The organism is Pseudomonas sp. S10E 269, assembly GCF_002798465.1.
In the GTDB taxonomy this organism is placed as follows: Bacteria; Pseudomonadota; Gammaproteobacteria; order Pseudomonadales; family Pseudomonadaceae; genus Aquipseudomonas; species Aquipseudomonas pergaminensis.
The window spans coordinates 3,090,359-3,113,950 of record NZ_PHIJ01000001.1 but is presented as its reverse complement, the minus strand read 5'-3'; the positions used below and the strand labels follow the sequence as shown (position 1 = coordinate 3,113,950).

25 protein-coding genes are annotated in these 23,592 nt (G+C 62.1%); 9 read left to right on the top strand and 16 right to left on the bottom strand.

Features of this window, described 5'->3' with window-relative positions; all coding sequences use genetic code 11:
* The first annotated feature begins 62 nt into the window (after window positions 1-62).
* From lptE to CWC48_RS14475, 4 genes are all read left to right on the top strand, one after another.
* A complete protein-coding gene (gene lptE / locus CWC48_RS14490) occupies window positions 63-668 on the top strand; it encodes an LPS assembly lipoprotein LptE (protein WP_078050327.1) in 606 nt (201 codons plus the stop codon).
* A 39-nt stretch (window positions 669-707) separates the two neighbouring features.
* Window positions 708-1,745, top strand: coding sequence for a DNA polymerase III subunit delta (gene holA, locus CWC48_RS14485; protein WP_078050328.1), 1,038 nt, complete (start codon window positions 708-710; stop codon window positions 1,743-1,745).
* A gap of 227 nt (window positions 1,746-1,972) precedes the next feature.
* Complete coding sequence (gene arfA, locus CWC48_RS14480; protein ID WP_003176285.1) at window positions 1,973-2,137, top strand: alternative ribosome rescue factor ArfA; 165 nt, start codon at window positions 1,973-1,975, stop codon at window positions 2,135-2,137.
* Window positions 2,138-2,198: 61 nt separating this feature from the next.
* A complete protein-coding gene (locus CWC48_RS14475) occupies window positions 2,199-3,524 on the top strand; it encodes a lytic murein transglycosylase (protein WP_078050329.1) in 1,326 nt (441 codons plus the stop codon).
* A 113-nt stretch (window positions 3,525-3,637) separates the two neighbouring features.
* On the opposite strand, the gene CWC48_RS14470 is transcribed toward CWC48_RS14475, so the two are convergent.
* The 13 genes from CWC48_RS14470 to CWC48_RS14410 all read right to left on the bottom strand — a co-directional run bounded on the left by CWC48_RS14470 (window position 3,638) and on the right by CWC48_RS14410 (window position 16,138).
* Window positions 3,638-4,558, bottom strand: coding sequence for an LD-carboxypeptidase (locus tag CWC48_RS14470; protein ID WP_100492089.1), 921 nt, complete (start codon window positions 4,556-4,558; stop codon window positions 3,638-3,640).
* Window positions 4,559-4,739: 181 nt separating this feature from the next.
* The gene (gene lipA, locus CWC48_RS14465) at window positions 4,740-5,741 is read right to left on the bottom strand and encodes a lipoyl synthase (RefSeq protein WP_162163623.1); all 1,002 of its coding nucleotides are present in this window, start codon (window positions 5,739-5,741) and stop codon (window positions 4,740-4,742) included.
* Window positions 5,742-5,767: 26 nt separating this feature from the next.
* The gene (lipB, locus tag CWC48_RS14460) at window positions 5,768-6,415 is read right to left on the bottom strand and encodes a lipoyl(octanoyl) transferase LipB (RefSeq protein ID WP_010206783.1); all 648 of its coding nucleotides are present in this window, start codon (window positions 6,413-6,415) and stop codon (window positions 5,768-5,770) included.
* Entirely contained in the window at window positions 6,415-6,690 is a 276-nt protein-coding gene (locus tag CWC48_RS14455; RefSeq protein WP_078050331.1) for a DUF493 domain-containing protein, read from the bottom strand. Before CWC48_RS14455 ends, lipB begins: the two co-directional genes overlap by 1 nt.
* Before the next feature lie 84 nt (window positions 6,691-6,774).
* Window positions 6,775-7,932 (bottom strand): D-alanyl-D-alanine carboxypeptidase family protein, encoded by a 1,158-nt coding sequence (locus CWC48_RS14450; RefSeq protein ID WP_078050332.1) that lies wholly within the window; start codon window positions 7,930-7,932, stop codon window positions 6,775-6,777.
* 180 nt (window positions 7,933-8,112) lie between these two features.
* Complete coding sequence (locus tag CWC48_RS14445; RefSeq protein ID WP_078050333.1) at window positions 8,113-9,111, bottom strand: septal ring lytic transglycosylase RlpA family protein; 999 nt, start codon at window positions 9,109-9,111, stop codon at window positions 8,113-8,115.
* Window positions 9,111-10,121, bottom strand: coding sequence for a lytic murein transglycosylase B (mltB, locus tag CWC48_RS14440; protein WP_078050334.1), 1,011 nt, complete (start codon window positions 10,119-10,121; stop codon window positions 9,111-9,113). Before mltB ends, CWC48_RS14445 begins: the two co-directional genes overlap by 1 nt.
* A gap of 17 nt (window positions 10,122-10,138) precedes the next feature.
* On the bottom strand, window positions 10,139-11,242 hold the full coding sequence (gene rodA, locus CWC48_RS14435) for a rod shape-determining protein RodA (protein ID WP_042570827.1): 1,104 nt from the start codon (window positions 11,240-11,242) through the stop codon (window positions 10,139-10,141).
* A gap of 31 nt (window positions 11,243-11,273) precedes the next feature.
* A complete protein-coding gene (gene mrdA, locus CWC48_RS14430; RefSeq protein WP_078050335.1) occupies window positions 11,274-13,172 on the bottom strand; it encodes a penicillin-binding protein 2 in 1,899 nt (632 codons plus the stop codon).
* Window positions 13,173-13,187: 15 nt separating this feature from the next.
* Window positions 13,188-13,655, bottom strand: a complete 468-nt coding sequence (rlmH, locus tag CWC48_RS14425) for a 23S rRNA (pseudouridine(1915)-N(3))-methyltransferase RlmH (protein WP_003176297.1) — start codon at window positions 13,653-13,655, stop codon at window positions 13,188-13,190.
* A gap of 9 nt (window positions 13,656-13,664) precedes the next feature.
* Window positions 13,665-14,159 carry a ribosome silencing factor gene (gene rsfS, locus CWC48_RS14420; protein ID WP_010206793.1) on the bottom strand — a complete coding sequence of 165 codons (495 nt, stop codon included), beginning with the start codon at window positions 14,157-14,159 and terminating at the stop codon, window positions 13,665-13,667.
* Window positions 14,160-14,228: 69 nt separating this feature from the next.
* Window positions 14,229-14,873 carry a nicotinate-nucleotide adenylyltransferase gene (nadD, locus tag CWC48_RS14415; protein ID WP_078050336.1) on the bottom strand — a complete coding sequence of 215 codons (645 nt, stop codon included), beginning with the start codon at window positions 14,871-14,873 and terminating at the stop codon, window positions 14,229-14,231.
* Window positions 14,873-16,138 carry a glutamate-5-semialdehyde dehydrogenase gene (locus CWC48_RS14410; protein WP_100492088.1) on the bottom strand — a complete coding sequence of 422 codons (1,266 nt, stop codon included), beginning with the start codon at window positions 16,136-16,138 and terminating at the stop codon, window positions 14,873-14,875. Before CWC48_RS14410 ends, nadD begins: the two co-directional genes overlap by 1 nt.
* Window positions 16,139-16,312: 174 nt before the next feature.
* On the opposite strand from CWC48_RS14410, the gene CWC48_RS14405 reads away from it, so the two are divergent.
* Window positions 16,313-16,996 carry a DNA-3-methyladenine glycosylase gene (locus tag CWC48_RS14405; RefSeq protein ID WP_100492526.1) on the top strand — a complete coding sequence of 228 codons (684 nt, stop codon included), beginning with the start codon at window positions 16,313-16,315 and terminating at the stop codon, window positions 16,994-16,996.
* Between the two features lie 108 nt (window positions 16,997-17,104).
* Window positions 17,105-18,421 (top strand): bifunctional DedA family/phosphatase PAP2 family protein, encoded by a 1,317-nt coding sequence (locus tag CWC48_RS14400; RefSeq protein ID WP_100492087.1) that lies wholly within the window; start codon window positions 17,105-17,107, stop codon window positions 18,419-18,421.
* On the opposite strand, the gene CWC48_RS14395 is transcribed toward CWC48_RS14400, so the two are convergent.
* Genes CWC48_RS14395 through CWC48_RS14385 form a run of 3 tightly spaced genes read right to left on the bottom strand, consistent with a single transcriptional unit; the run spans window position 18,418 to window position 20,096 of the window.
* Entirely contained in the window at window positions 18,418-19,008 is a 591-nt protein-coding gene (locus tag CWC48_RS14395; RefSeq protein WP_078050339.1) for an LON peptidase substrate-binding domain-containing protein, read from the bottom strand. The genes CWC48_RS14400 and CWC48_RS14395 overlap by 4 nt on opposite strands.
* Window positions 19,009-19,029: 21 nt before the next feature.
* Window positions 19,030-19,746, bottom strand: a complete 717-nt coding sequence (locus tag CWC48_RS14390; RefSeq protein WP_100492086.1) for an LrgB family protein — start codon at window positions 19,744-19,746, stop codon at window positions 19,030-19,032.
* The gene (locus CWC48_RS14385) at window positions 19,743-20,096 is read right to left on the bottom strand and encodes a CidA/LrgA family protein (RefSeq protein ID WP_015886074.1); all 354 of its coding nucleotides are present in this window, start codon (window positions 20,094-20,096) and stop codon (window positions 19,743-19,745) included. The genes CWC48_RS14390 and CWC48_RS14385 overlap by 4 nt, the downstream gene beginning before the upstream one ends.
* Window positions 20,097-20,260: 164 nt before the next feature.
* Between CWC48_RS14385 and CWC48_RS14380 the strand changes: the two genes are divergently transcribed.
* From CWC48_RS14380 to CWC48_RS14370, 3 genes are all read left to right on the top strand, one after another.
* Entirely contained in the window at window positions 20,261-20,716 is a 456-nt protein-coding gene (locus CWC48_RS14380; protein WP_010206803.1) for a MaoC family dehydratase, read from the top strand.
* Between the two features lie 218 nt (window positions 20,717-20,934).
* Complete coding sequence (locus CWC48_RS14375) at window positions 20,935-22,653, top strand: C13 family peptidase (protein ID WP_100492085.1); 1,719 nt, start codon at window positions 20,935-20,937, stop codon at window positions 22,651-22,653.
* 29 nt (window positions 22,654-22,682) lie between these two features.
* A complete protein-coding gene (locus CWC48_RS14370; RefSeq protein WP_078050342.1) occupies window positions 22,683-23,324 on the top strand; it encodes an oxidoreductase in 642 nt (213 codons plus the stop codon).
* Window positions 23,325-23,592: the final 268 nt, after the last annotated feature.

Genomic DNA, 23,592 nt, shown 5'->3' with positions numbered 1-23,592 from the left:
TGCGCCGAACAAAGCCTTCAGGGCCTCGATAAGGCCCACATGGTTTCAAGGGGAGCAACAAAATGATCAAACGCAATTTGCTGGTTATGGGCCTTGCCGTGCTGCTGAGCGCTTGCGGCTTCCATCTGCGCGGTACCGGCACCAACGAACTGGCGATCAAGGAACTGGACGTCAGTGCCCGTGACGCCTACAGCGAGACAGTGACCCAGCTGCGTCAGGTCTTGGAAAACAACGGCGTTCACGTCTACACCGGCGCGACCTACAAGCTGTTCCTGGCCAATGAAACGCAAACCCAGCGCAACCTGAGCTACGCCAGTGCTGGCCGTGCATCCGACATCGAACTGAGCACCGTGCTCAGCTTTGAAGTCCAGGGCCGCGACCACCTGCCATTGATGAGTGACGACGTCCAGATCCAGAAAATCGTCGGCCACGACGGCAACAACCTGGTGGGTTCGGATTCCGAAATCATCCAGGTGCGCAAGGAAATGCGTCGCGAGCTGGTGCAGCGCATGGTTCTGCGCCTGTCGATGATCACGCCGGAACAACTTGAGACCTTGCAGCAACGCGCTGACGACAAGGCCAAGGCTGATGCCGACGCGCTGAAAGCTGCCAAAGAGTACGAAGACAACACGCCGAAACAGTCGCCTGTTGAAGTCCCTGTCGAGTAAGCCAAACGGGGCGCCCCAAGCGCCCCGTTTACCCTGCCTATGAAACTCGCCCCCGCTCAACTCGCCAAACACCTGCAAGGTGGCCTTGCGCCTGTCTACATTGTCAGCGGTGATGACCCGCTGCTGTGCCAGGAAGCCGCCGACGCCATTCGCACCGCTGCACGCCAGCAAGGTTTCGACGAACGCCAGGTCTTCAGCGCCGACGCCAGTTTCGATTGGGGCACGTTGCTGCAAGCCGGCGCAAGCATGTCGCTGTTCGCCGAAAAACGCCTGCTGGAACTGCGCCTGCCGTCGGGCAAGCCTGGCGACAAAGGCGCCGCCGCCCTGATGGAGTACTGCTCGCGACCGGCCGAGGACACGGTGCTGTTGATCAGCCTGCCCAAGCTCGACGGCAGCGCGCAGAAAACCAAATGGGGCAAGGCCTTGGTGGAAGGGGCGCAGACCCAGTTCATCCAGATCTGGCCGGTGGACAGCAGCCAGCTGCCGCAATGGATTCGCCAACGCCTGTCCCAATCCGGGCTGTCGGCGACCCAGGATGCAGTGGAGCTGATCGCGGCTCGGGTCGAAGGCAACTTGCTGGCCGCCGCCCAGGAGATCGAAAAGCTCAAGCTGATGGCCGAAGACGGGCAGATAACCGTCGAGACCGTTCAGGGCGCTGTGGCGGATAGCGCACGCTTTGATGTATTCGGGCTGGTGGACGCGATCCTCAATGGCGAACCCGCCCACGCGCTGCGCATGCTGGAAGGCCTGCGCGGCGAAGGCGTGGAGCCGCCGGTGATTCTTTGGGCCCTGGCCCGGGAACTGCGGGTACTGGCCAATATTGCCCTGCAATACAGCCAGGGCACGCCATTGGACAAAGCCTTCAGCCAAGCCCGGCCACCGGTATGGGACAAGCGCAAGCCGCTGATGAGCAAAGCGCTGCAACGGCACTCGGCGCAACGCTGGGCGCAGCTTTTGCTGGAGGCTCAGCGCATTGATGCGCAGATCAAGGGCCAGGCGGCGGGATCGCCGTGGATGAGCCTGAGCCGTTTGTCGCTGTTGATGGCTGGACAGCGCCTGACCCTCCCCGCCGAATAACCCCGTCCAGGCACTACATTTCCCTGTGGGAGCTGGCTTGCCTGCGATAGCGGTGGGTCAGCTTGCATGTCCGGCACTGACATACTGATTTCGCAGGCAAGCCAGCTCCCACATTAACCGTGCCCACTTCAGGTTGCGAAAACGCCTACATATCGCAGGGCTTTACAGCAGCCCAACTTCGGCAGATGATTCGCACCGTTTCATCCCACCTATCGAGAGTACCGATCATGAGCAAAAAGCCATCCAAGCATGGCCCCAACAAGGCCAAATCCATCATCGCCCAGCCACTGTTCCGCAGCCGTCAGGAACGCGCCGGCAAGGGCAAAGGCAGCTACCGCCGCGAAGCCTTCCAGTCTAATAGCTGGGAGGCTTCTTACTTTCTGGCTGCCTGAAGGCAAGCGCCCCTCTGGCATGATAAGGTCTGCACCTGATTTGTAATCCCTGGACCTGTGCATGCCCTCTAGTCTTTCCCGTCGCTGGCACCTTCGCCAATTGATCGCTGCCTCCAGCCTCATTCTGCTTGTCGCCTGCGCGGAGAAACCCACCGCCGCCGACGCTCAACCGCTGCCCAAGCTCCAGACCGCACCTGTGGTAGCCCCCGCTGTCGTGGCCCCGCTGGCTGTGGATAATCTTGATATCCAACCGACCCAGACCTTCGCCGAATGGCAGGCAGCCTTTCGTGTGCAGGCCCTGCAGGCCGGTATCACCCCCGCCGTGTTCGACACCGCCTTCGCCGACGTCACCCCCGATATGGCGGTGATCCGCGCCGACCGCAGCCAGCCGGAGTTTTCCCGGCCGGTTTGGGAATACCTCGATGGCGCCCTCTCGCCCGTGCGCGTGCGTAACGGCCAGGCATTGCTGGTCAAGTACGCCGATATCCTGCAAAGCATCGAACAACGTTATGGCGTCGACCGCCAGGCGCTGGTATCGGTATGGGGCATGGAAAGCAACTTCGGCCAATTCCAGGGCAACAACTCGGTGATCCGCTCCTTGGCGACCCTGGCCTACGAAGGCCGTCGCCCGGCGTTCGCGCAGGCGCAGTTGCTGGCGGCGCTGCAGATCATCCAGCACGGCGATATCCAGGCCGACCAGATGAAAGGCTCCTGGGCCGGCGCCATGGGCCAGACCCAATTTATCCCGACCACCTACAACACCCACGCCGTGGACTTCGACGGCGACGGTCGCCGCGATATCTGGAACAGCCCGTCCGATGCCCTCGCCTCCACCGCACACTATCTGCAAAGCTCCGGCTGGCAGAAAGGCCAGCCGTGGGGCTTTGAGGTGAAACAACTGCCGGCGAACTTCGATTACGCCCTGGCCGACGGAGGTATCCGCAAGACGGTCGCTGAATGGCTGAAACTGGGCATCCAACTGCCACCGGGCGCAAGCATGCCGCCCAACGTCGACCAACTGTCCGCCGCCCTGCTGCTGCCGGCGGGTTATCGTGGCCCGGCGTTCCTGGTGCTGGATAACTTCCGCGCGATCCTCAAGTACAACAACTCGTCGTCCTATGCACTGGCGGTAGGCCTGTTGTCGGAACGCTTCGGTGGCGGTGGTGTGATTCGTGGCGATTGGCCAAAAGATGAGCTGCCGCTGAGCCGCTCGCAGCGCATCGACCTGCAGACGGCCCTGAGTGCCAACGGCTATGACGCGGGCAACCCGGACGGGATTATCGGCGCCAACACGCGCAAGGCGATTCGTGCGGCGCAGCAGGCGCTGGGCTGGCCGGCGGATGGGTATCCGACGGTGAAACTGCTGGAATCGCTGCAGAACCGGTAAACCGTCGCACGGCAACTACCGTTATCGCAGGCAAGCCAGCTCCCACAGGGGAATACGTTCCAAGTGTGGGAGCTGGCTTGCCTGCGAAGACGGCCTGACAGGCAACCTCAAACTCAAGGCTTAAGCACTACATCCTGCTCCAACACCACCCGCTGCTCCCCCGCATCCAGCCTCACCAACGCGCCCATCGGCAAGGTCAGGTTCGGATCACAATGCCCACTGCGCCAGCCGGCCAATACCGGAACGCCCAGCGGCGCAAAGGTCTGCTTCAACAGCCGCTCCAACGCCACGTTATCCACGCCCGCCACATCCCCCACCAGCACGCCGGCAACCTGCGCCAGCTTGCCCGCCAGACGCAGGTGCGTGAGCAGGCGGTCGATGCGATAGATCGGCTCGTTGACGTCTTCGATCAACAGAATGATGCCGTCGGCGTCGATTTCGTAAGGCGTGCCCATCACCGCGGCGATCATCGACAGGTTGCCGCCCAGCAAGCGCCCGCAGGCGATGCCAGGCTCGATGGTGGTCAACGGGTAGGCCACCGGGTGAACCAACTCGCTGCCGGCGCCCAGTTGGCCGCGCAGCAGGCTGAACAGGGAGGACTCGGTGGGTTGTTGCTTGCCGCCGAGCAGGTCGGCATTCAGCATCGGGCCGTGAAAGGTCACAAAACCGGCGTAGCGGCTGATTGCCAAGTGCAGCGCGGTGATGTCGCTGTAACCCACGAAGGGTTTGGGGTTGGCCCGCAGCAGGTCGAAGTCCAGGCTGTCGAGCAAGCGTGGCGTGCCGTACCCGCCGCGCAAGCAGAAGATCGCATCGATTTCAGGGTCTGCAAAGGCTTTGTGAAGGTCGGCGAGGCGGGTTTTATCGCTACCGGCGAGGTAGCCGTCGCGCTCATAGACACCGGGGAAGATTCGCAGGTCGTAGCCGCGGGCGCGCATCCATTGGCCGGCTTTTTCGACGTCCAGGGTGGCGGGGCCGGCGGGGGCGATCAGGGCGATGGTGCCTTCGGGTCGCAAGGCAGGTACGGCGACAGTCATCCACAATTCTCCTTACCCAACGCAGAACCAAATGTGGGAGCGGGCTTGTGTGAGAGCTGGCTTGCCTGCGATGGCATCACCTCGGTGCATCTGTTGTACCGAGGCGTCTGCATCGCGGGCAAGCCCGGCTCCCACACAAGCCCACTCCCACATTGGATCAGCGGTGTTGCCCGAATCTGTATTACGAAACCAGGCTAGCCTTGACCAGCTTGGCCTGCTCGTCCGCATGGTACGAGGAGCGCACCAACGGGCCCGAGGCCACGTTCTTGAAGCCCATCTTGTAGCCTTCTTCGGCGAACCAGGCGAAAGTATCCGGGTGCACGAAACGCTGCACTGGCAAGTGGCTGCGGGACGGTTGCAGGTACTGTCCCAGGGTCAGCATGTCGATGTCGTGTTCGCGCATGCGCTTCATGACTTCGATCACTTCTTCATCGGTCTCGCCCAGGCCCAGCATCAAGCCGGACTTGGTCGGAATGTGCGGCATCATCTGCTTGAATTTCTGCAGCAGGGTCAGCGACCACTGGTAGTCCGAACCCGGACGCGCGGCCTTGTACAGGCGCGGCACGGTTTCCAGGTTGTGGTTGAACACATCCGGCGGCTCGGCGGCGGTGATTTCCAGCGCCACGTCCATGCGGCCACGGTAGTCCGGCACCAGGGTTTCGAGCATCACGTTCGGCGACAGCTTGCGGATTTCGCGGATACAGTCGGCAAAGTGCTGGGCACCGCCATCACGCAGGTCGTCACGGTCAACCGAAGTGATCACCACGTACTTGAGTTTCAGGTCGGCGATGGCGATGGCCAGGCTTTCCGGCTCGTTGACGTCCAATGGCTTCGGACGGCCGTGGCCGACGTCGCAGAACGGGCAACGACGGGTGCAGATGTCACCCATGATCATGAAGGTGGCGGTACCGCCTGAGAAGCACTCGCCCAGGTTCGGGCAGGACGCTTCTTCGCACACGCTGTGCAGCTTGTGTTTGCGCAGCAAGGCCTTGATACGGTCGACTTCCGGCGAAACCGGGATGCGCACGCGGATCCAGTCAGGTTTCTTCGGCAGTTCGGTGGTCGGAATGATCTTCACCGGGATGCGTGCAACCTTCTCGGCGCCGCGCAGCTTGACGCCGGCTTCCACCTTGGCACGCGGGGCCGGGGCCGGACGCTCGGTAACGTCCAGCGTCGGGATCATGGTTTGCACTGCATCAGTAGTCATAATCAGTCGATTCCGCCCGTAAGGGTCGTCTGCTCAGCATAGTCGAGGTGTTTGACGAGCTGCGCACGCAGCCGGGCACTTACCTCGGCAAATTTAATCGGTGTGGCGTGGTCGCTCAGTTGCGTCATCGCCAACCCGGCATAGCCACACGGGTTGATGCGCCGGAACGGTGCCAGGTCCATGTCCACATTCAGGGCTAGGCCATGAAAGGAACACCCGTGGCGAATGCGCAACCCCAGGGAGGCGATTTTCGCGCCGTCCACGTACACACCGGGTGCATCGGGCTTGGCCGCGGCGCTCACGCCGTAACTGGCCAACAGCTCGATCAGGCAAGCCTCCATACGGCTGACCAAGTCACGTACGCCAAACCCAAGCTTGCGCACGTCCAGCAGCAGATAAGCCACCAGTTGACCCGGCCCATGGTAAGTCACTTGCCCCCCACGGTCGACCTGCACCACCGGAATATCCCCCGGCAGCAACAGATGCTCGGCCTTGCCGGCCTGCCCCTGGGTGAAGACGGGCGGATGTTCCACCAGCCAGATCTCATCGGGGGCCGACGTGCCGCGCTCATTGGTGAAGCGCTGCATGGCGTGCCAGACGGGCTCGTAGTCCATCCGGCCGAGCTCGCGAAAGCCCAGGACGTGAGACATCACAGCACCATGTGCACGAAGCCAGTGGCCCGCAGTTCGCTGTTGATGTTGTAGAGCTGGTCTTGATCAGTCGCAACGATGTGCAACTGGATCGTTGTGTATTTGCCGGTAGAGCTGGATCGCTCATCCACGCGCTGATCGTTGATCGTCGCGTGTTTACGCACGATCTCGAGAATCAGGTCTTTACGGCCGACACCGGTATCGCTGATCACCTTGATGGGATAGTCCACCACCGGGAATTCGATCTTTGGCGCGTTTACTTCTTTATCGGTCATGGCGTAACGGCCTCGTAAGCGTAAGCCGTGGCGACGGGCAAAGCCCCGTGTCGGATCAACACGGGGCTTTGCAGGTGCACACAATCAGTTGAACAAGCTGTAGAAGAATAGACGGATGCTATCCCAGACGCGGCGGAAGATACCACCTTCGTCGACGGCGTCCAGCGCGATCAGGTCGGCACTGTGAACCACTTTGTCGTCCAACTTCACTTCGACCTTGCCGATCACGTCACCCTTGGCGATTGGGGCAACCAATTGCGGGTTCATGGTCATGCTGGCGGCGAGCTTTTTCAGCTGGCCTTTAGGCATGGTCAGGGTCAGGTCTTCAGCCAGGCCGGCTTTGACTTGGGAGGTAGCGCCTTTCCACACGGGCGCGGTCGCCAGTTCAGTACCCTTCTGATAGAAGGTCTGGGTTTCGAAGAAACGGAAACCGTAGGTCAGCAGTTTTTGCGTCTCGGCCGCACGGGCCTGCTCGCTGTTGGTGCCGAAGACCACGGCGATCAGGCGTTGGCCATCACGTACGGCGGACGACACCATGCAGTAGCCGGCTTCGTCGGTGTGGCCGGTTTTCAGGCCATCGACGGTCTTGTCGCGCCACAGCAACAGGTTGCGGTTAGGCTGCTTGATGTTGTTCCAGAAGAACTCCTTCTGGGAGTAGATCGCGTAGTGCACCGGGTCGACACGGATGATCGCGCGCGCCAGGATCGCCATGTCGTGAGCCGACGAGTAGTGCTCTGGGTTCGGCAGACCGGTCGGGTTCATGAAGTGGCTGTTGGTCATGCCCAGGTCGGCCACGGTTTTGTTCATCATGTCGGCGAATGCGTCTTCGCTGCCGGCGATGTGCTCGGCCAGGGCGACGCTGGCGTCGTTACCGGACTGGATGATGATGCCGTGCAGCAGGTCGCTCACGGTGACTTGCGAGCCGACCTTGATGAACATCCGCGAACCGCCGGTGCGCCAGGCGTTTTCGCTGACAGTAACCGGGTCGTTCTCGCCGATCTGGCCGCGACGGATTTCCAGGGTCGCGATGTAGGCGGTCATCAGCTTGGTCAGGCTGGCAGGCGGCAGGCGCTGGTCACCGTTGCTCTCGACCAGCACGTTGCCACTGGCGGCATCCATGAGGACCCAGGACTTGGCGGCCAGTTGCGGTGAAGCCGGCACCATTTCAACCGCCCAGGCGGCCGGGGTGATGATCAGCGAGATAAGCAGGCACGTGCGTTTGGCTAAGGTGGTGATGTTCATCCGTCTCTCGAAATTGCTTATGGAAACTTGCCCTCGCGGGCAAAACTTATTCAGACAGCCCGTTGCCAGACTGTCGCGTGTTCGGTTGCCCGCTCACCCCTTGCCCCTGGGTTTTTATTGTTCAACGAGCCAACAACCAGGGTCCAAGCCCGCGCACGAGCTTGAACCATCAATGCTTACTTATTCTGCTGTGACCACGCTGGGCTGCCCCAGGTTGGCCAGGCGCACGCTGTTCTGCACCTGCGCGACCTCGCTCGGCGAGCCGATCGGGCCCATGCGTACACGGTGCAACGTCTGCTGGTTACGCACGATGGAGCTGATAAATACCGGCGCGTTGACCATGCTGCTCAGCTTGGACCTTAACAGTTCTGCCGCATCCGGGTTGGCGAAAGCGCCCACCTGCAAATATTGTCCGCCTGCCAGCGAAGCGCCCTGGGCGGCTTGCGGCACGGCCACGGTGTCCGGGGCGTGCTGCTGTGGCGGCGGTGTCCACTGCTCGACCTTGCCGGCCGACGCGGTGATTTGCGGTTGCGGAGTCTGCGGCTCATTGAGCATCAACGGCGCCGGCTTGCCACGCTGGGCCCAATACTGCGCCGGGTCGATGCCTTCGACCTTGACCCGCGCGGTGCCGGTTTCGGCGTAACCGAGTTTCTTCGCGGCGGCGTAGGACAAGTCGATGATGCGGTCCGAATAGAACGGTCCACGGTCGTTGACCCGCAGGATGACCGTGCGGTTGTTATCCAGGTTGGTCACCCGTACGTAGCTGGGCAGCGGCAACGTCTTGTGCGCCGCGCTCATGCCGTACAGGTCATACACTTCGCCGTTGGCGGTGTTCTGGCCATGGAACTTGGTGCCGTACCAGGACGCTGTGCCCGATTGCACGTAGGTCTTGGATTCCTGCAGCGGGAAATAGGTCTTGCCCAGCACGGTGTACGGGTTGGCCTTGTAGGCGCCGGTGTGCAGGGTTGGCGTGGCATCCGGGATCTTCGACACGTCGACGTCCCACCACGGCGCGCCGTCTTTGTGCGCGCGGTTGATGTCCAGGCCCGGCTGGGAACGGACGGCCGTGCCCCCCGACTTCTGCACCGGACCACGGCTGGTGGAACAACTGACGACCAGCAGGGACAACGCGGCGAACGCCACCAGCTTGAGCGGTTGATTGAACGGCGATGCCCGCATTACTTGTTGCCCCGTGCTTGGACCAGCATGTCTGACAGCTGATGCACGGCCATGGCGTACATCACACTGCGGTTATAACGCGTGATTGCGTAGAAATTCTTCAGGCCCATCCAGTATTCCGGGCCGTTTTCGCCTTCGAGGCGGAATGCCGTGACCGGCATATCATCCGGCAGCGCATTCTGACTCGACCAGCCCAGCGCCCGCAACTCCCCGACCGTCTTGGCCGGCTCGATGCCCTGGGTCAGGCCTTCGTCGGCGCGGTCCCCGGCGACATCGGCGCGGATCACCACCGGCTCGCCGGCGACCCAGCCATGACGCTTGAAGTAGCTGGCTACACTGCCGATTGCGTCGTCAGGGTTGCTCCAGATATTGATATGCCCGTCGCCGTCAAAATCCACCGCATAGGCGCGAAAGCTGCTTGGCATGAACTGCGGCAAGCCCATCGCACCGGCGTAGGAACCCTTGAGGGTCAGCGGGTCGACCTGTTCTTCACGGGCCAGCAGCAGGAACTCGCGCAGCTCCTTGCGAAAGAAGTCAGCACGCGGCGGGTAATCGAAGCCCAGGGTCGACAAGGCGTCGATCACCCGGTAACTGCCAGTATTGCGCCCGTAAAAGGTTTCAATGCCAATGATCGAGACAATCACCTGGGCCGGCACGCCGTATTCCTGCTCGGCGCGGGCCAGTACCGCCTCGTGTTGGCGCCAGAAGTCCACACCTCGTGCCACGCGGGCGTCGGTGAGGAACATCGGGCGGTATTCCTTCCACTGTTTCACGCGTTCGGCTGGGCGTGAGATGGCGTCGAGGATCGCCTGCTTCTTCTGGGCTTCGCGGAACACGCCCATCAGCTGTTCACCGGCGAAACCATAGTCGCGGGTCATTTCACCGACAAACTCGGCGACCTGGGGTGAACCATCGTAGTCACCGGCCTGCGCCTCTTGCGTTGCGCCCAGCAGCCCAATCAGGCCCATCCAGGACGCGTGCCGAGTCGCCCAGCCGCGCATTACTTGCATTGACATCTTCACCTTATTCAAACCTGTGCGATCCATTTGCGATGCGTATGAATCGACATCAAAACCCCAAACGCTGACAGCAATGTCACCAGCGAAGTTCCGCCGTAGCTAATGAACGGCAACGGCACCCCAACGACCGGCAACAGGCCACTGACCATACCGATGTTGACGAAAACGTAAACAAAAAAAGTCATGGTCAGGGCGCCAGCCAGCAATTTGCCGAACAGCGTCTGCGCCTGTGCGGTGATCACCAGGCCGCGACCGATCAACAGTAAATAGATCAGCAACAGCGCGCAAATGCCCACCAGGCCGAACTCTTCGCCCATCACCGCAATAATGAAGTCGGTGTGGCTCTCGGGCAAAAAGTCCAAGTGCGACTGGGTGCCCAGTAACCAACCCTTACCAAATACGCCACCGGAGCCGATGGCGGCCTTTGATTGGATGATGTTCCAGCCGGTGCCCAGCGGATCGCTTTCGGGATCGAGGAAGGTCAGGATCCGCTGCTTCTGGTAGTCGTGCATAAAGAAGAACCACATGGCCACGGCCACGGGCACGGCGGCGGCCAGCACGCTGAGGATCCAGCGCCAGCGCAGACCGCCCATGAACAGCACGAATGCACCGCCCGCCAGGATCAGCAGCGAGGTGCCGAGGTCGGGCTGGCGCACGATCAGGATAAACGGCACGCCAATCAGGATCAGGCTGATCCCTACGTGCTTGAGCTGCGGCGGCAAGGTGCGCTTGGACAGGTACCAGGCGATGGTCGCCGGCATCAGAATCTTCATGAATTCCGACGGCTGGAAGCGAATCACCCCCGGAATGTTGATCCAGCGGGTCGCGCCCATGGCGTTGTGGCCCATCACGTCCACCACCACCAGCAGTAACACGCCGGCCACGTAACCGAGCGGCACCCAGCGCGCCATGAAGCGCGGCTCAAGCTGGGCGATCACCACCATCGACAACAACCCAAGGCCGAACGACGAAGCCTGCTTGATCAGCAAGTCCCAGTTCTTGCCACTGGCCGAATACAGCACGAACAGGCTGCCGGCCGCCAGGGTCAGCAGCAGGATCAGCAATGGTCCATCAATGTGCATGCGCTGCAGCAACGTCGCACGGCGACGCATCACATCCTCACTGGAGAGGATGCGGTCAAAATTACTCTTCACGGGCCGTAACCTCGGTGCTTGAAGGGGGGCCGCCATATTCGGGCTTGAGCCTGCCGTCGTCGGCCAACAGCCAGGCGTCCATCACTTGACGCACCACGGGCGCCGCGACGCCGGAGCCGGACTCGCCGTTCTCGACCATCACCGCCACCACGATTTTCGGGTCATCCGCCGGGGCGAAGCCGACAAACAAGGCGTGGTCACGGTGGCGCTCCTGGACCTTGGTGCGGTCGTATTTCTCGCCCTGCTTGATCGCCACGACCTGGGCGGTACCGCTCTTGCCGGCGATGCGGTATTGGGCGCCAATCGCGGCCTTGCGCGCAGTACCACGGGCGCCGTGCATCACTTGCTGCATGCCATGGTTGACCTTGGTCCAGTCGGACGGGTCGCGCAGCACGATGTCCGGGATCGGGTTTTCATCCAAAGGCTTCTCGCCCTCGATGGTCTTGGCCAGGTGCGGACGGTTCCAGATGCCTTTGTTGGCCACCAGTGCGGTCGCCTGGGCCAGTTGCAGCGGCGTGGCCTGCATATAGCCCTGGCCAATACCCAGAATCAGGGTTTCGCCCGGGAACCATGCCTGGCGGCGCGTCGCACGCTTCCATTCCCGCGACGGCATCAGGCCGGGGGATTCTTCGAACATGTCCAGGGAAACCTTCTGGCCGAGGCCGAACTTGCCCATGTAGGCGGACAAGCGATCGATACCCAGCTTGTGCGCCAGGTCGTAAAAATAGGTGTCGTTGGAGCGCATGATTGCGGTGTCCAAATCGACATAGCCGTCACCGGTGCGGTTCCAGTTACGGTATTTGTGATCGTAGTTGGGCAGCATGTAGTAGCCGGGGTCATAGACTCGACTGGAGGCCGTCACCACACCCGCGTCCAACCCCGCAATCGCCACCGCCGGTTTGATCGTCGATCCCGGTGGATACAGGCCGCGCAGTACGCGGTTGAACAGCGGCCGGTCGATGGAATCGCGCAACTCGGCGTAGGCCTTGAAGCTGATGCCCGTCACGAACAGGTTGGGGTCGAAGCTTGGCTGGCTGACCATCGCCAGCACTTCGCCCGTCTTCGGGTCCAGCGCCACCACCGCGCCGCGACGACCGCCCAGGGCCATTTCCGCCGCTTCCTGCAGCTTGATGTCCAGGCTCAGTACGATGTCCTTGCCCGGCACCGGGTCGGTGCGTTTGAGCACCCGCAGCACGCGGCCTCGGGCGTTGGTCTCGACTTCTTCGTAACCCACCTGGCCGTGCAGCTCGGGCTCGTAGAAGCGCTCGATGCCGGTCTTGCCGATATGGTGGGTGCCGCTGTAATTGACCGGATCGAGGGTTTTCAGCTCTTTCTCGTTGATCCGCCCCATGTAGCCGACTGAGTGGGCAAAGTGCGGCCCTTGCGGGTAATGCCGCACCAACTGCGCCACCACTTCCACACCCGGCAAACGGAACTGGTTCACCGCGATCCGCGCGATCTGCTCTTCGGTCAGCTCGAACAGGATCGGCACCGGCTCGAAAGGCCGGCGCCCCTGCTTCATGCGTTTCTCGAAGATCACCCGGTCTTCCGGCGTCAGCTGCAGCACCTCGACGATCACATCGAGGATCTGCTGCCAGTCGCCGGAACGCTCGCGGGTCATGCTCAGGCTGAAGCTGGGCCGGTTATCCGCAACCACCACGCCATTACGGTCGAAAATCAGCCCACGGGTCGGTGGGATCGGCTGCACATGCACCCGGTTGTTTTCCGACAGCGTGGAGTGATAGTCGTACTGGATCACCTGCAGGAAATACAGGCGGGCAATCAGCACGCCCAACAACGCCACCACCATGATCGCGCCAAACACCACACGCGCGCGTACAAGACGTGCGTCTTTCTCGTGGTCCTTGATGCGGATCGGTTGGGTCATCGGGAGGGGCGCAGATTATTTGTGGTAAGGGTGCCCGGACAGAACTGTCCAGGCGCGATACAGCTGTTCACCGATCAGGATCCTTACCAGCGGGTGCGGCAGCGTCAGCGCCGACAGCGACCAACGCTGGTCCGCCCGCGCGCAGACTTCCGGTGCCAGCCCTTCGGGGCCGCCAACCATGAAGTTGACCGTACGCGAGTCCAGGCGCCAGCGATCCAGCTCCACCGCCAGCTGCTCGGTGCTCCAGGGTTTGCCGTGCACTTCAAGGGTGACGATGCGCTCGTTGGGGCCGACCTTGGCCAACATGGCTTCGCCTTCCTGACGGATAAAGCGCGCCACATCGGCATTCTTGCCCCGGGTATTGAGCGGTATCTCTACCAGTTCCAGCGACAGCTCAGCGGGCAGACGCTTGGCATACTCGTGCCAGCCTTCTTCCACCCACTTGGGCATGCGTGAACCGACAGCAATCAGACGCAGGCGCACAGCCGTTCCTTATTCCTGGTCTTTGTTCAGCTTGTCGAAGTGCGCATGGCCCACTTCCGGGCTGTGGTGCTTGCCATCGGCGGCACGGCTCTGCTCGGCGCCTTTCCACAGACGCTCCAGGTCGTAGAACTGACGGGCGTTGGAGGTCATCATGTGAACGATCACGTCGTCCATGTCCAGCAGCACCCAGTCGCTGTCGCCCTTGCCTTCTTCACCCAGCGGCTTCACGCCCTGGGCCTTGACGGCTTCGCGGACCTTATCGAGCATCGCGCCAATCTGGCGGTTCGAGGTACCGGTGGCGATGATCATGTAGTCGGTGATGCTCTGCTTGTCGCGCACGTCCAGCACCTGGATGTCCTGGGCCTTGACGTCTTCCAGGGCCGCCACGGCGACTTTTACCAGCTCTTCGCCAGCCAGCTCAGGGCCGGTGTGGGCTTCTACTGGCAGCGGGGCGCTTTTGAACGTGCCTTTGCGCTTAACTTTGCTTACGTCTTTGTTCGTCATATAAAACTCGTTTTGCTCGTATGTTCGGGCGCTCGTTCTACGACTGTGCGTAGGTTCAAGCACGCCTTTTCAGTTCGACGCACGGTAAAGCCCGTGCGCATCGATGTAGGCCAGGACCGCGTCAGGCACCAGGAAACGTACCGACTTCCCGCTGGCCAGCAGTTGACGGATCTGGGTGGCGGACACCGCAAGCGGGGTCTGCCAGACGAATGCAATATTCCCGTTCGGCCCGGTCAGGGCCAAGGGGTCACTTACCGACCGCGCGGCCAGCAGGTTGCGCAAGGCATCCGGCGGTTCGCTGTCGGCATCCGGGCGTTGCAAAACCAGGATGTGGCAATGCTGGAGGAGTTCCTCCCAGCGGTGCCAAGAGGGCAGGCCGCAAAATGCGTCCCAGCCCAAAAGCAGAAACAACTGGTCATCCGCGGCCAACTCGGCGCGCATCAGTTCCAGGGTGTCAACAGTGTAGGACGGTTTATCGCGCTTGAGCTCGCGGTCGTCCACCACTAGCGGCGCTATGCCGTCCACCGCCAGGCGCACCATTTCCAGGCGCTGCTGCGGTGACACCTGCGGCGTATCGCGATGGGGCGGCCGTGCGTTGGGCATCATGCGCAACTCATCGAGCGCGAGGGCATCCGCGACTTCCAGGGCACTGCGCAAATGGCCGATGTGCACGGGGTCGAAAGTACCGCCGAGCAGCCCGATGCGTTTACCCATCAAGTGCGCACATGACCGTCGCCGAACACCACGTACTTCTCGCTGGTCAGGCCTTCCAGGCCAACCGGGCCACGGGCGTGGAGCTTGTCGGTGGAAATACCGATCTCCGCCCCCAGGCCATATTCGAAGCCGTCGGCAAAGCGTGTCGAAGCGTTGATCATCACCGAGGCGGAATCCACTTCGTTGAGGAAGCGTCGCGCATCGCTGAAATGCTCGGAAACGATAGCGTCAGTGTGCTTGGAGCCGTAGGTGTTGATGTGTTCGATGGCTTCGTCGAGGTCGTCGACAATCTTGATCGACAGGATCGGCGCGGTGTATTCGGTGTACCAGTCCAGCTCGGTCGCCTCGATCACGTCCGCGCCCAGCAGCGCACGGGTACGCCCGCAACCGCGCAGCTCGACGCCCTTGTCGCGGTAGATGGCAGCCAGCGGCGGCAGCACGCGATCGGCAATGCCGACGTGCACCAGCAGGGTTTCCATGGTGTTGCACGGGGCGTAGCGGTGGGTCTTGGCGTTGTCGGCGATGCGGATCGCCTTGTCGATGTCGGCGGCGACGTCGATAAACACGTGGCACACGCCGTCCAGGTGCTTGATGACCGGCACCTTGGCATCGCGGCTGACGCGTTCGATCAGGCTCTTGCCACCGCGCGGCACGATCACGTCGACGAATTCCGGCATGGTGATCAGCGCGCCCACGGCGGCGCGGTCGGTGGTTTCCACCACTTGCACCACTTCGGCAGGCAATTCGGCCACGGCCAGGCCCTGCTGGATGCAGGCCGCAATGGCGCGGTTGGAATTGATCGCCTCGGAACCGCCGCGCAGGATGGTGGCATTGCCAGACTTGAGGCACAGGCTCGCGGCGTCGATGGTCACGTTTGGACGCGACTCGTAAATGATGCCGATCACGCCCAGGGGCACGCGCATCTTGCCGACCTGGATGCCGGACGGCAGATAGCGCATATCGCGGATTTCACCGATGGGGTCAGGCAGCTTGGCCACCTGACGCAGGCCTTCGATCATGTCGTCGATACGTGCCGGGGTCAGCGCCAGGCGGTCCAGCAGGGCCGGCTCCAGGCCATTGGCGCGGCCATTGGCCAGGTCCAGTTCGTTGGCGGCGGTGAGCTCGGAGCGCGAAGCATCCAGAGCGTCGGCGGCAGCCAGCAGGGCACGGTTCTTCTGCGCGGTGCTCGCACGGGCGATCAACCGCGAGGCCTGACGGGCAGCGCGACCCAGGCGGGTCATGTAGTCAAGAACGGACTCAGTCATGGTCAGGGAGTCTTGGCAGGGAGGAAAGCGGCAGATTATAGCTGTGACGCCGCCCGACTGACAGCGGTGAGGGGCGGATGGTCGAAATGAACTGTAAAAACCTGGGGTTCAGCGGTAATTAAGGTGGGAGTTGTTATGATTCCGTCACATTTAGCCGTATTTACCCTGACCGCCATGCCCAGTTCACCGCCGCAACTCCCCGCCAGCGCCCTGCCCGACAGCTTCTTCGACCGTGACGCACAAACGCTCGCGCGCGATTTGCTCGGAAAAGTCATACGCCATCGCGTGGGAGAAATCTGGCTTTCGGCGCGAATTATTGAAACCGAAGCGTATTACGTGGCCGAAAAAGGCAGTCACGCGTCATTGGGCTACACAGAAAAGCGTAAGGCTTTGTTTCTGGATGGTGGCCATATCTACATGTACTACGCCCGTGGCGGCGACTCCCTTAACTTCAGCGCCCATGGGCCAGGCAACGCCGTGTTGATCAAATCGGCCTATCCATGGGTCGATGAATTATCCGGCCCGGCTAGCCTGGCGCAGATGCTGCTGAACAACCCGAATGCCGACGGCAGCCCGCGCGCCTCGCAAAAGCTGTGCGCCGGCCAGACCCTGCTGTGCAAGGCCTTGGGTCTGAAGGTGCCGATGTGGGACGCCAAGCGCTTCGATCAGGAATTGCTCTACGTTGAAGACGTGGGCCAGGCACCGAGCCAGATCATCCAGACCACCCGCCTGGGCATCCCCAGCGGGCGCGATGAGCACCTGATGTACCGCTTCGTCGATGCTGGCTATGCGCCTTATTGCACGCGGAACCCGCTGCGCCGGGGCCAGGTCGAAGGCCGCGACTATTTTTTGATTTGATAACACGACCTGTAAGCGCCCGGCTTGACGGTGAAGGCGGTCCCATGGGGGCCATCGCCGGCAAACCGGGCGCCCACACGGTGTACGAACTTGGATGGAGTGGATTGTATGGGCCAATGGCTCGATAGCATTACCGGCTGGTTGACCCTGAATCCCGAATGGCTGGCGGTCGCGGTGTTTATCGTCGCCTGCGTGGAATGCCTGGCCATCGCCGGGCTGATCGTGCCGGGCACGGTATTGTTGTTTGCCATTGCCGCACTCGCCGGCAGCGGCGCGCTGTCCCTGAGCGAAACCCTGCTGCTGGGCTTCCTGGGCGGGCTCTTGGGTGACGGGGTTTCCTACTACCTGGGACGACATTTCCACCAGAATATCCGGCGTTTACCTGGCTTGCGCCACCACCCCGAATGGATGAACAGCGCCGAAAGCTACTTCCACAAATACGGCATCGCCAGTCTGCTGGTGGGGCGTTTCATCGGCCCGCTGCGGCCCATGCTGCCGATGGTGGCCGGGATGTGCGACATGCCCTTCCCGCGCTTCGCGGCGGTGAGCATCGTTGCCGCGGCCGGCTGGTCGGTGGCCTACCTGTTGCCGGGCTGGGCGACCGGCGCGGCCTTCCGCCTGCCGCTGCCCGAGGGTTTCTGGCCTGAGGCCGGTGTTGTGGCGGCCTGTATCGCGGTGGTGGTGGGCCTAAGCCTGAACAGCAGCCTGCGCGGCCATCGTCGCGCCACCTGGTGGATCGGCTGCGCCAGCCTGACGGTATTGATCGCCCTGTTTATCGGCTACCCCCACCTTAATGACTTCGATCAGGGCCTGAGCGCCCTGGTGCAGGAACACCGCAGCCCCTGGCTGGACGAAGTGATGGTGCGCATCACCCAGTTGGGCGAGTTCAAGAAGATGTTCGTGGCCAGCGCTATCTTTACCGGCCTGCTGCTAGTGGCGCGGCAATGGCGTCATGCGATTTTTGTTGGCGTGACCCTCGCCGGTGCGGCGGTAATCAACACCGGGACCAAGCTGTTCTTCGCCCGTGGCCGCCCGGAAATCCTCACCGACCCGCTGACCAGCTTCAGCATGCCCAGCGGCCACGCGTCCGGCGCGTTCGCGTTTTTCCTGGCGCTGGCGATCCTGGCCGGTCGCGGGCAACCGATCCGGCTGCGCCTGACGTGGATGCTGCTGGGCTGCATCCCGGCAGCCTTCATTGCGCTGTCGCGGGTCTACCTCGGCGCCCACTGGCCCACGGACATCCTCGCCGGCACGCTGTTGGCAATGACGGTGTGCGCGTTCAGCCTGGGCATCAGCCAATACCGAAGCCCGCTGCCGGCGATGTCGCAAAAGACCTGGTGGCTGTTGCTGCCGGCATTGGTCGCGGTGCTGAGCTTCATCGCGTTGACCGGTACACCCCATGCTCTGCTGCGCTACGCCTATTAGGTGAACAGTTCGCCCTGCAACTCGTCGAGCAACATCTGGATCGCGTCTAACCGCTGCTGCGGGTCGTCGAGTTGCAGCAGGTCGATCTTGTCGGCCTCAGTGAAAGGCAGCAGATACGCCAACTGATTGCCCAAGGCTTGCTGCCCCTCGGCGTGGGCGTCCATGTCCAGCGAAGCCACCATCGGGTGCTCGGCCAATGCCTGCAGCAGCGCCAGCAAGTCGGCGTCCTCTTCCTCCAGCGGCTGGTCCGGCAGTTCTTCGAGCCACTGCACGTCGGCCACCAGCAATTGGTCCTTCTGCACGCCGGCGTCCCGCACCCGGAACCTACGACCGCCTTCGACACGAATGCCCAGCAGGCCGTTGTCCTGCTGCTTGAAGTCGCGAATCAGCGCTTCACAGCCGATCAGCGCGTAGCCGTCCGGGGCCATGCCCACTTCCTTGCCGTCGAGGATGCACACCACGCCAAAGCCTTCGCCCTTTTTCATGCAGCGACTGATCATATCCAGGTAGCGCGCCTCGAATATCTGCAGGTCGAGGGTGCAACCAGGGAACAGCACGGTATTGAGCGGGAACAGCGCCAGACTCATAAAGGTTTCCTTAAACCCGGTTTAAACGATCACGGACACGGCTAACGGCAGGAACACTGCCGTGGCCACACCCATCAGACTCATGGCCAGCGCTGCAAAGGCGCCGCACTCTTCGCTTTCCTGCAGCGCCACCGACGTGCCGACGGCGTGGGCGGTCATGCCCAGCGCCATGCCGCGCGCCTCGGCGCTGTGCACGCCCAGGCGTGACAGGTACGCCGGGCCGATCATCGCACCGATCACGCCGGTGATCAGCACAAACACCGCCGCCAGCGCGGCCACGCCACCGATCTGCTCGGCCACCAGCATGGCGATCGGCGAAGTCACCGACTTGGGCGCCATGGTCATCAGCATCATGTGTTCGGCGCCGAACCACCAGCCCAGCAGCACACACAGGCCGGTGGCCAACACCCCGCCTATCACCAGCGTAGTAAAAATCGGCCAGAACAATTGGCGAATGCGCCGCAGGTTCAGGTAAAGCGGCACCGCCAGCGCCACTGTCGCCGGGCCGAGCAGGATGCCCATGATCTCGGTGCTCTTGCGGTACTCGGCGTAGCTCAGGCCACAGCTGATCAGCACACCGATCACCAGCAACATCGAGACCAGCACCGGTTGCAGGAAGATCCAGCGGGTTTTCTCGAAGCCAGCCAGCACCAGTTGATACGCACCAAGGGTGATACCGATGCCAAACAAGGGATGGTGAATCACCGCCGTCCACGCGCCGTGCCAGTCGAAGGTCATTGGTCCTTCTCCTTGCGCTTGACCATCTGCTGCATCAGCACGCCGACAAAGCCCATGGCAATCACCAGCGACAGCACCAGCGCGCCGACAATGGCCCAGAAGTCAGCGGCGATGTCCTTGGCATACACCATCACCCCCACCGCGGGCGGCACCAGCAGCAACGGCAAGTAACGCAACAAGCTGCTGGCCGCCAGGCTCAGCGGCTCGCCAACTTCGCCTCGCCACACCAGAAAGCCGAGCATCAGCAGCAGCCCGATGATCGGCCCCGGCAGCACCGGCAACAGCAAATGGTTGATCGCGGTGCCGATCAGTTGAAACAGCACCAGCCAGGTCAGGCCACGTAACAGCATCCGTTCTTCCCCCCTCAGGACTCGCCCGCATTATAAGCACGCCAGCCCTATGCACCGGCATTCGCCAAAAGCATGGTGGGTTGACCGGGCTGATTGGCCATGATGATCTACATTGGTTCTCTGTAACCCATAAAAACAGCACCGATGAACCAAGGAGAGACGCAATGCCCTATGTACCCGTAGCGCAGCTCAAAGATTATGTCGGCAAGGAACTGGGACGTTCCGAATGGCTCACCATCGACCAGGCGCGTATCAACCTGTTCGCCGAAGCCACTGGCGATCATCAGTTCATCCACGTCGACCCGGTCAAGGCCGCACAAACCCCGTTTGGCAGCACCATCGCCCACGGTTTCCTGTCGCTGTCGCTGATGCCCAAGCTGATGGAAGACCTGCTGATCGTGCCCGAAGGCCTGAAGATGGCCGTCAACTATGGCCTGGACAGCGTGCGCTTCATCCAGCCGGTGAAGGTCAACTCCAAGGTGCGCCTGAACGTGACCCTCAATGACGTCACCGAGAAAAAGCCCGGCCAATGGCTGCTCAAGGCCACTGCCACCCTGGAAATCGAAGGGCAGGAAAAACCGGCCTACATTGCGGAGTCGTTGTCACTCTACTTCGTGTAAGGCCGGTGGCACAAAACCTCACTTGTGGTGAACGGCCTTGCCCCGCGCGGGGCTGCGAAGCAGCTCCAGAACCTGCAACCTGATGCTTCCTGAAGGAACGAGTTGCCTGTATTTGGGGCGGCTACGCCACCCAACGCGGGGCAAGCTCGCTCACCACAAATTCATGTATGAAACTCGCAGCTGCGGCATACTCGGCGCTCAATTATCCGGATCCCGCTATGCGCCCACTCGCTCCCCTCGCCCTTGCCCTGTTGCTCACCGCTTGCGGAGACGGCGAATCGCTGTTGCCGCCCGATGCGCGCCTGCCCGACGGCGGCCGTTACCGGGGCGATGTGGTCGATGGCTTGCTGCAAGGCCAGGGCCGCGTGGACTACCCCAACGGCAGTTGGTACGCCGGCCAGTTTGACAAAGGCCAGTGGCACGGCCAGGGCGAGTGGCATGGCAGTAATGGCGAAGTCTATAAAGGCCAGTTCCAGCAGGGCCTGTTCGATGGCCAGGGCAGCCTGACCACCGCAGGCAGCCACTATGTGGGCGGTTTCAAGAACGGTCGACGCAACGGCGAAGGTACCCTCAAAGAGGGCCAGATGACCTATCGCGGCGAATTCAAGGACGACCAGTATTCCGGCCTCGGTCGCCTGGAGCTGGCGGACGGCAGCCAGTACCAGGGCCAGTTCGCCCACGGCAAACCGAATGGCGAAGGCCAGCGCAACGACGACAGCGGCAACCAGTTCAGCGGCCATTTCGTCGATGGCCAACTGGAAGGCAACGGCACCTTCAACAGCGCCGATGGCGATATTTATGTCGGCCAGTTCAAGCAGAACCAGCTCAATGGCAAGGGCCGCTACGAGAACGCTGATGGCGACGTGTGGATCGGCCAGTTCAAGGAAGGTGCGCTCAGCGGCAAGGGCGAGTTGATCGGTGTCGACGGCAGCCACTATGTCGGCCAGTTCAGCGATTGGCGCTTTACCGGTGAAGGCCGCCTGAACCTTACTGACGGCAGCTTCTATATCGGCGGTTTCGACAGCGACAGCTACCAAGGCAAAGGCACCCTGGTGCTTACCGACGGCAGCGTGCAGGCCGGCACCTGGGTGAACGGCCTGCGCGTGCGTGACGCCGATGGCAAACTGCTGCCCGACCCACTGGAGATCGGCGTGCTGGCCCAAGGCCGCCTGCTCGACACCGCCCTCGCCGCCGTACCCGCCTCTACCCCCGCCGTCGAGCTGTATACCCTGGCCGTGGCCGGCGATGGCAAGCAGAGCGTGTTCCTGCGTGAAGCCGATTACGTCAGTAACATGCTTGCTACCCGCTTTGGCGCGCGGGGGCAGATTCGCCTGGTCAATCACCGCGACCACATCGCCGACCGCCCCCTGGCCACCCGCGAAAGCCTGCGTCGCGCCGTGCTGACCCTGGCCGAACGCACCGGCCCGGAAGACCTGGTGTTTATCTACATGACCAGCCACGGCACCCACGAACACGAATTGGTGCTGGACCAACCGCGCATGGAGCTGGCTGACCTGCCCGCCGATGAGCTGGCCGCAGTGCTGGCGCCGCTGAAGAACCGCGACAAGATCGTGGTGATTTCCGCCTGTTACTCCGGTGGTTTCATCCCGGCCTTGAAAGATGAGCGCACCCTGATCATGACCGCCTCCCGGGCCGACCGTGTGTCCTTCGGTTGTTCCGAGGAGGCCGACTTCACCTACTTCGGCGACGCCCTCTTCGCCCAAGCCTTCAACCAGACCGACGACTTGCAGCAAGCCTTCAAGCTGGCGCAACTGCATGTGGCCGAACGCGAACAGGCGGACAACTTCGAAGCCTCCGAGCCGCAGATCTGGGCCCCCAAGGGTGTGATCGCCCATTGGCAATTATTACGCAAACAGCAGGCACGAAAGGCGCTCGAAAGCGTCTCAATGAATAGCAAGGAAGCCATAGGCAACTAAGCTGAACTGTGTAACAAGGGGGAAACACCATGTACCTGACGCCTCAGCATATCTTGCTCGCCGGAGCCTCCGGCCTTACCGGCGAACACCTGCTCGATCGCCTGCTCAACGAACCCACCGTGACCCGCGTGCTCGCACCCAGCCGCAGGCCATTGGCCGAACACCCCCACCTGGAAAACCCGGTCGGCGACCCGGCGGTGTTCCTGCCGCAACTGAGCGGCCCGGTGGACCTCGCCTTCTGCTGCCTGGGCACCACCATCAAACAAGCCGGCTCCGAAGCCGCCTTCCGCGCCGTCGACCTGGACATGGTCGTGGCGTTCGCCAAGCGTGCGCGGGAAATGGGCGCGCGGCACCTGATCGTGATCAGCGCGATCGGCGCAGACCCGAAGTCTTCGATCTTCTACAACCGCGTCAAAGGGGAAATGGAAGAGGCACTCAAAGCTCAGGACTGGCCACAACTGACCATCGTGCGGCCATCGTTGCTGTTGGGGGAACGCTTGGAACCACGCCTGGCAGAACAACTTGCCGGCCCGTTGTCGCGACTGATTCCCGGCAAATACCACGGCATCGAAGTGTGCGAACTGGCCCGGGCCATGTGGCGCCTGGCGCTGGAAGAACAGGATGGGGTGCGGGTGGTGGAGTCGGATGAGTTGCGTAAGCTCGGTAAATAATCCGGTTTAACGACCTGACAGAGATCCAAGTGTGAGCGCGGGCTGGCTCGCGAAGGGGGCGTGTCAGTCGATGCATGAGCTGCCTGACCCACCGCATTCGCGGGCAAGCCCGCTCCCACATTTGATGGGGTTCACACCGCTCTAATGTGGGAGTTCTACACTGGATGGGGTTCACACAGTTCCAATGTGGGAGTTCTACATTGGATGGGATTCACACAGTTCCAATGTGGGAGTTCTACATTGGATAGGGTTCACACAGTTCCAACGT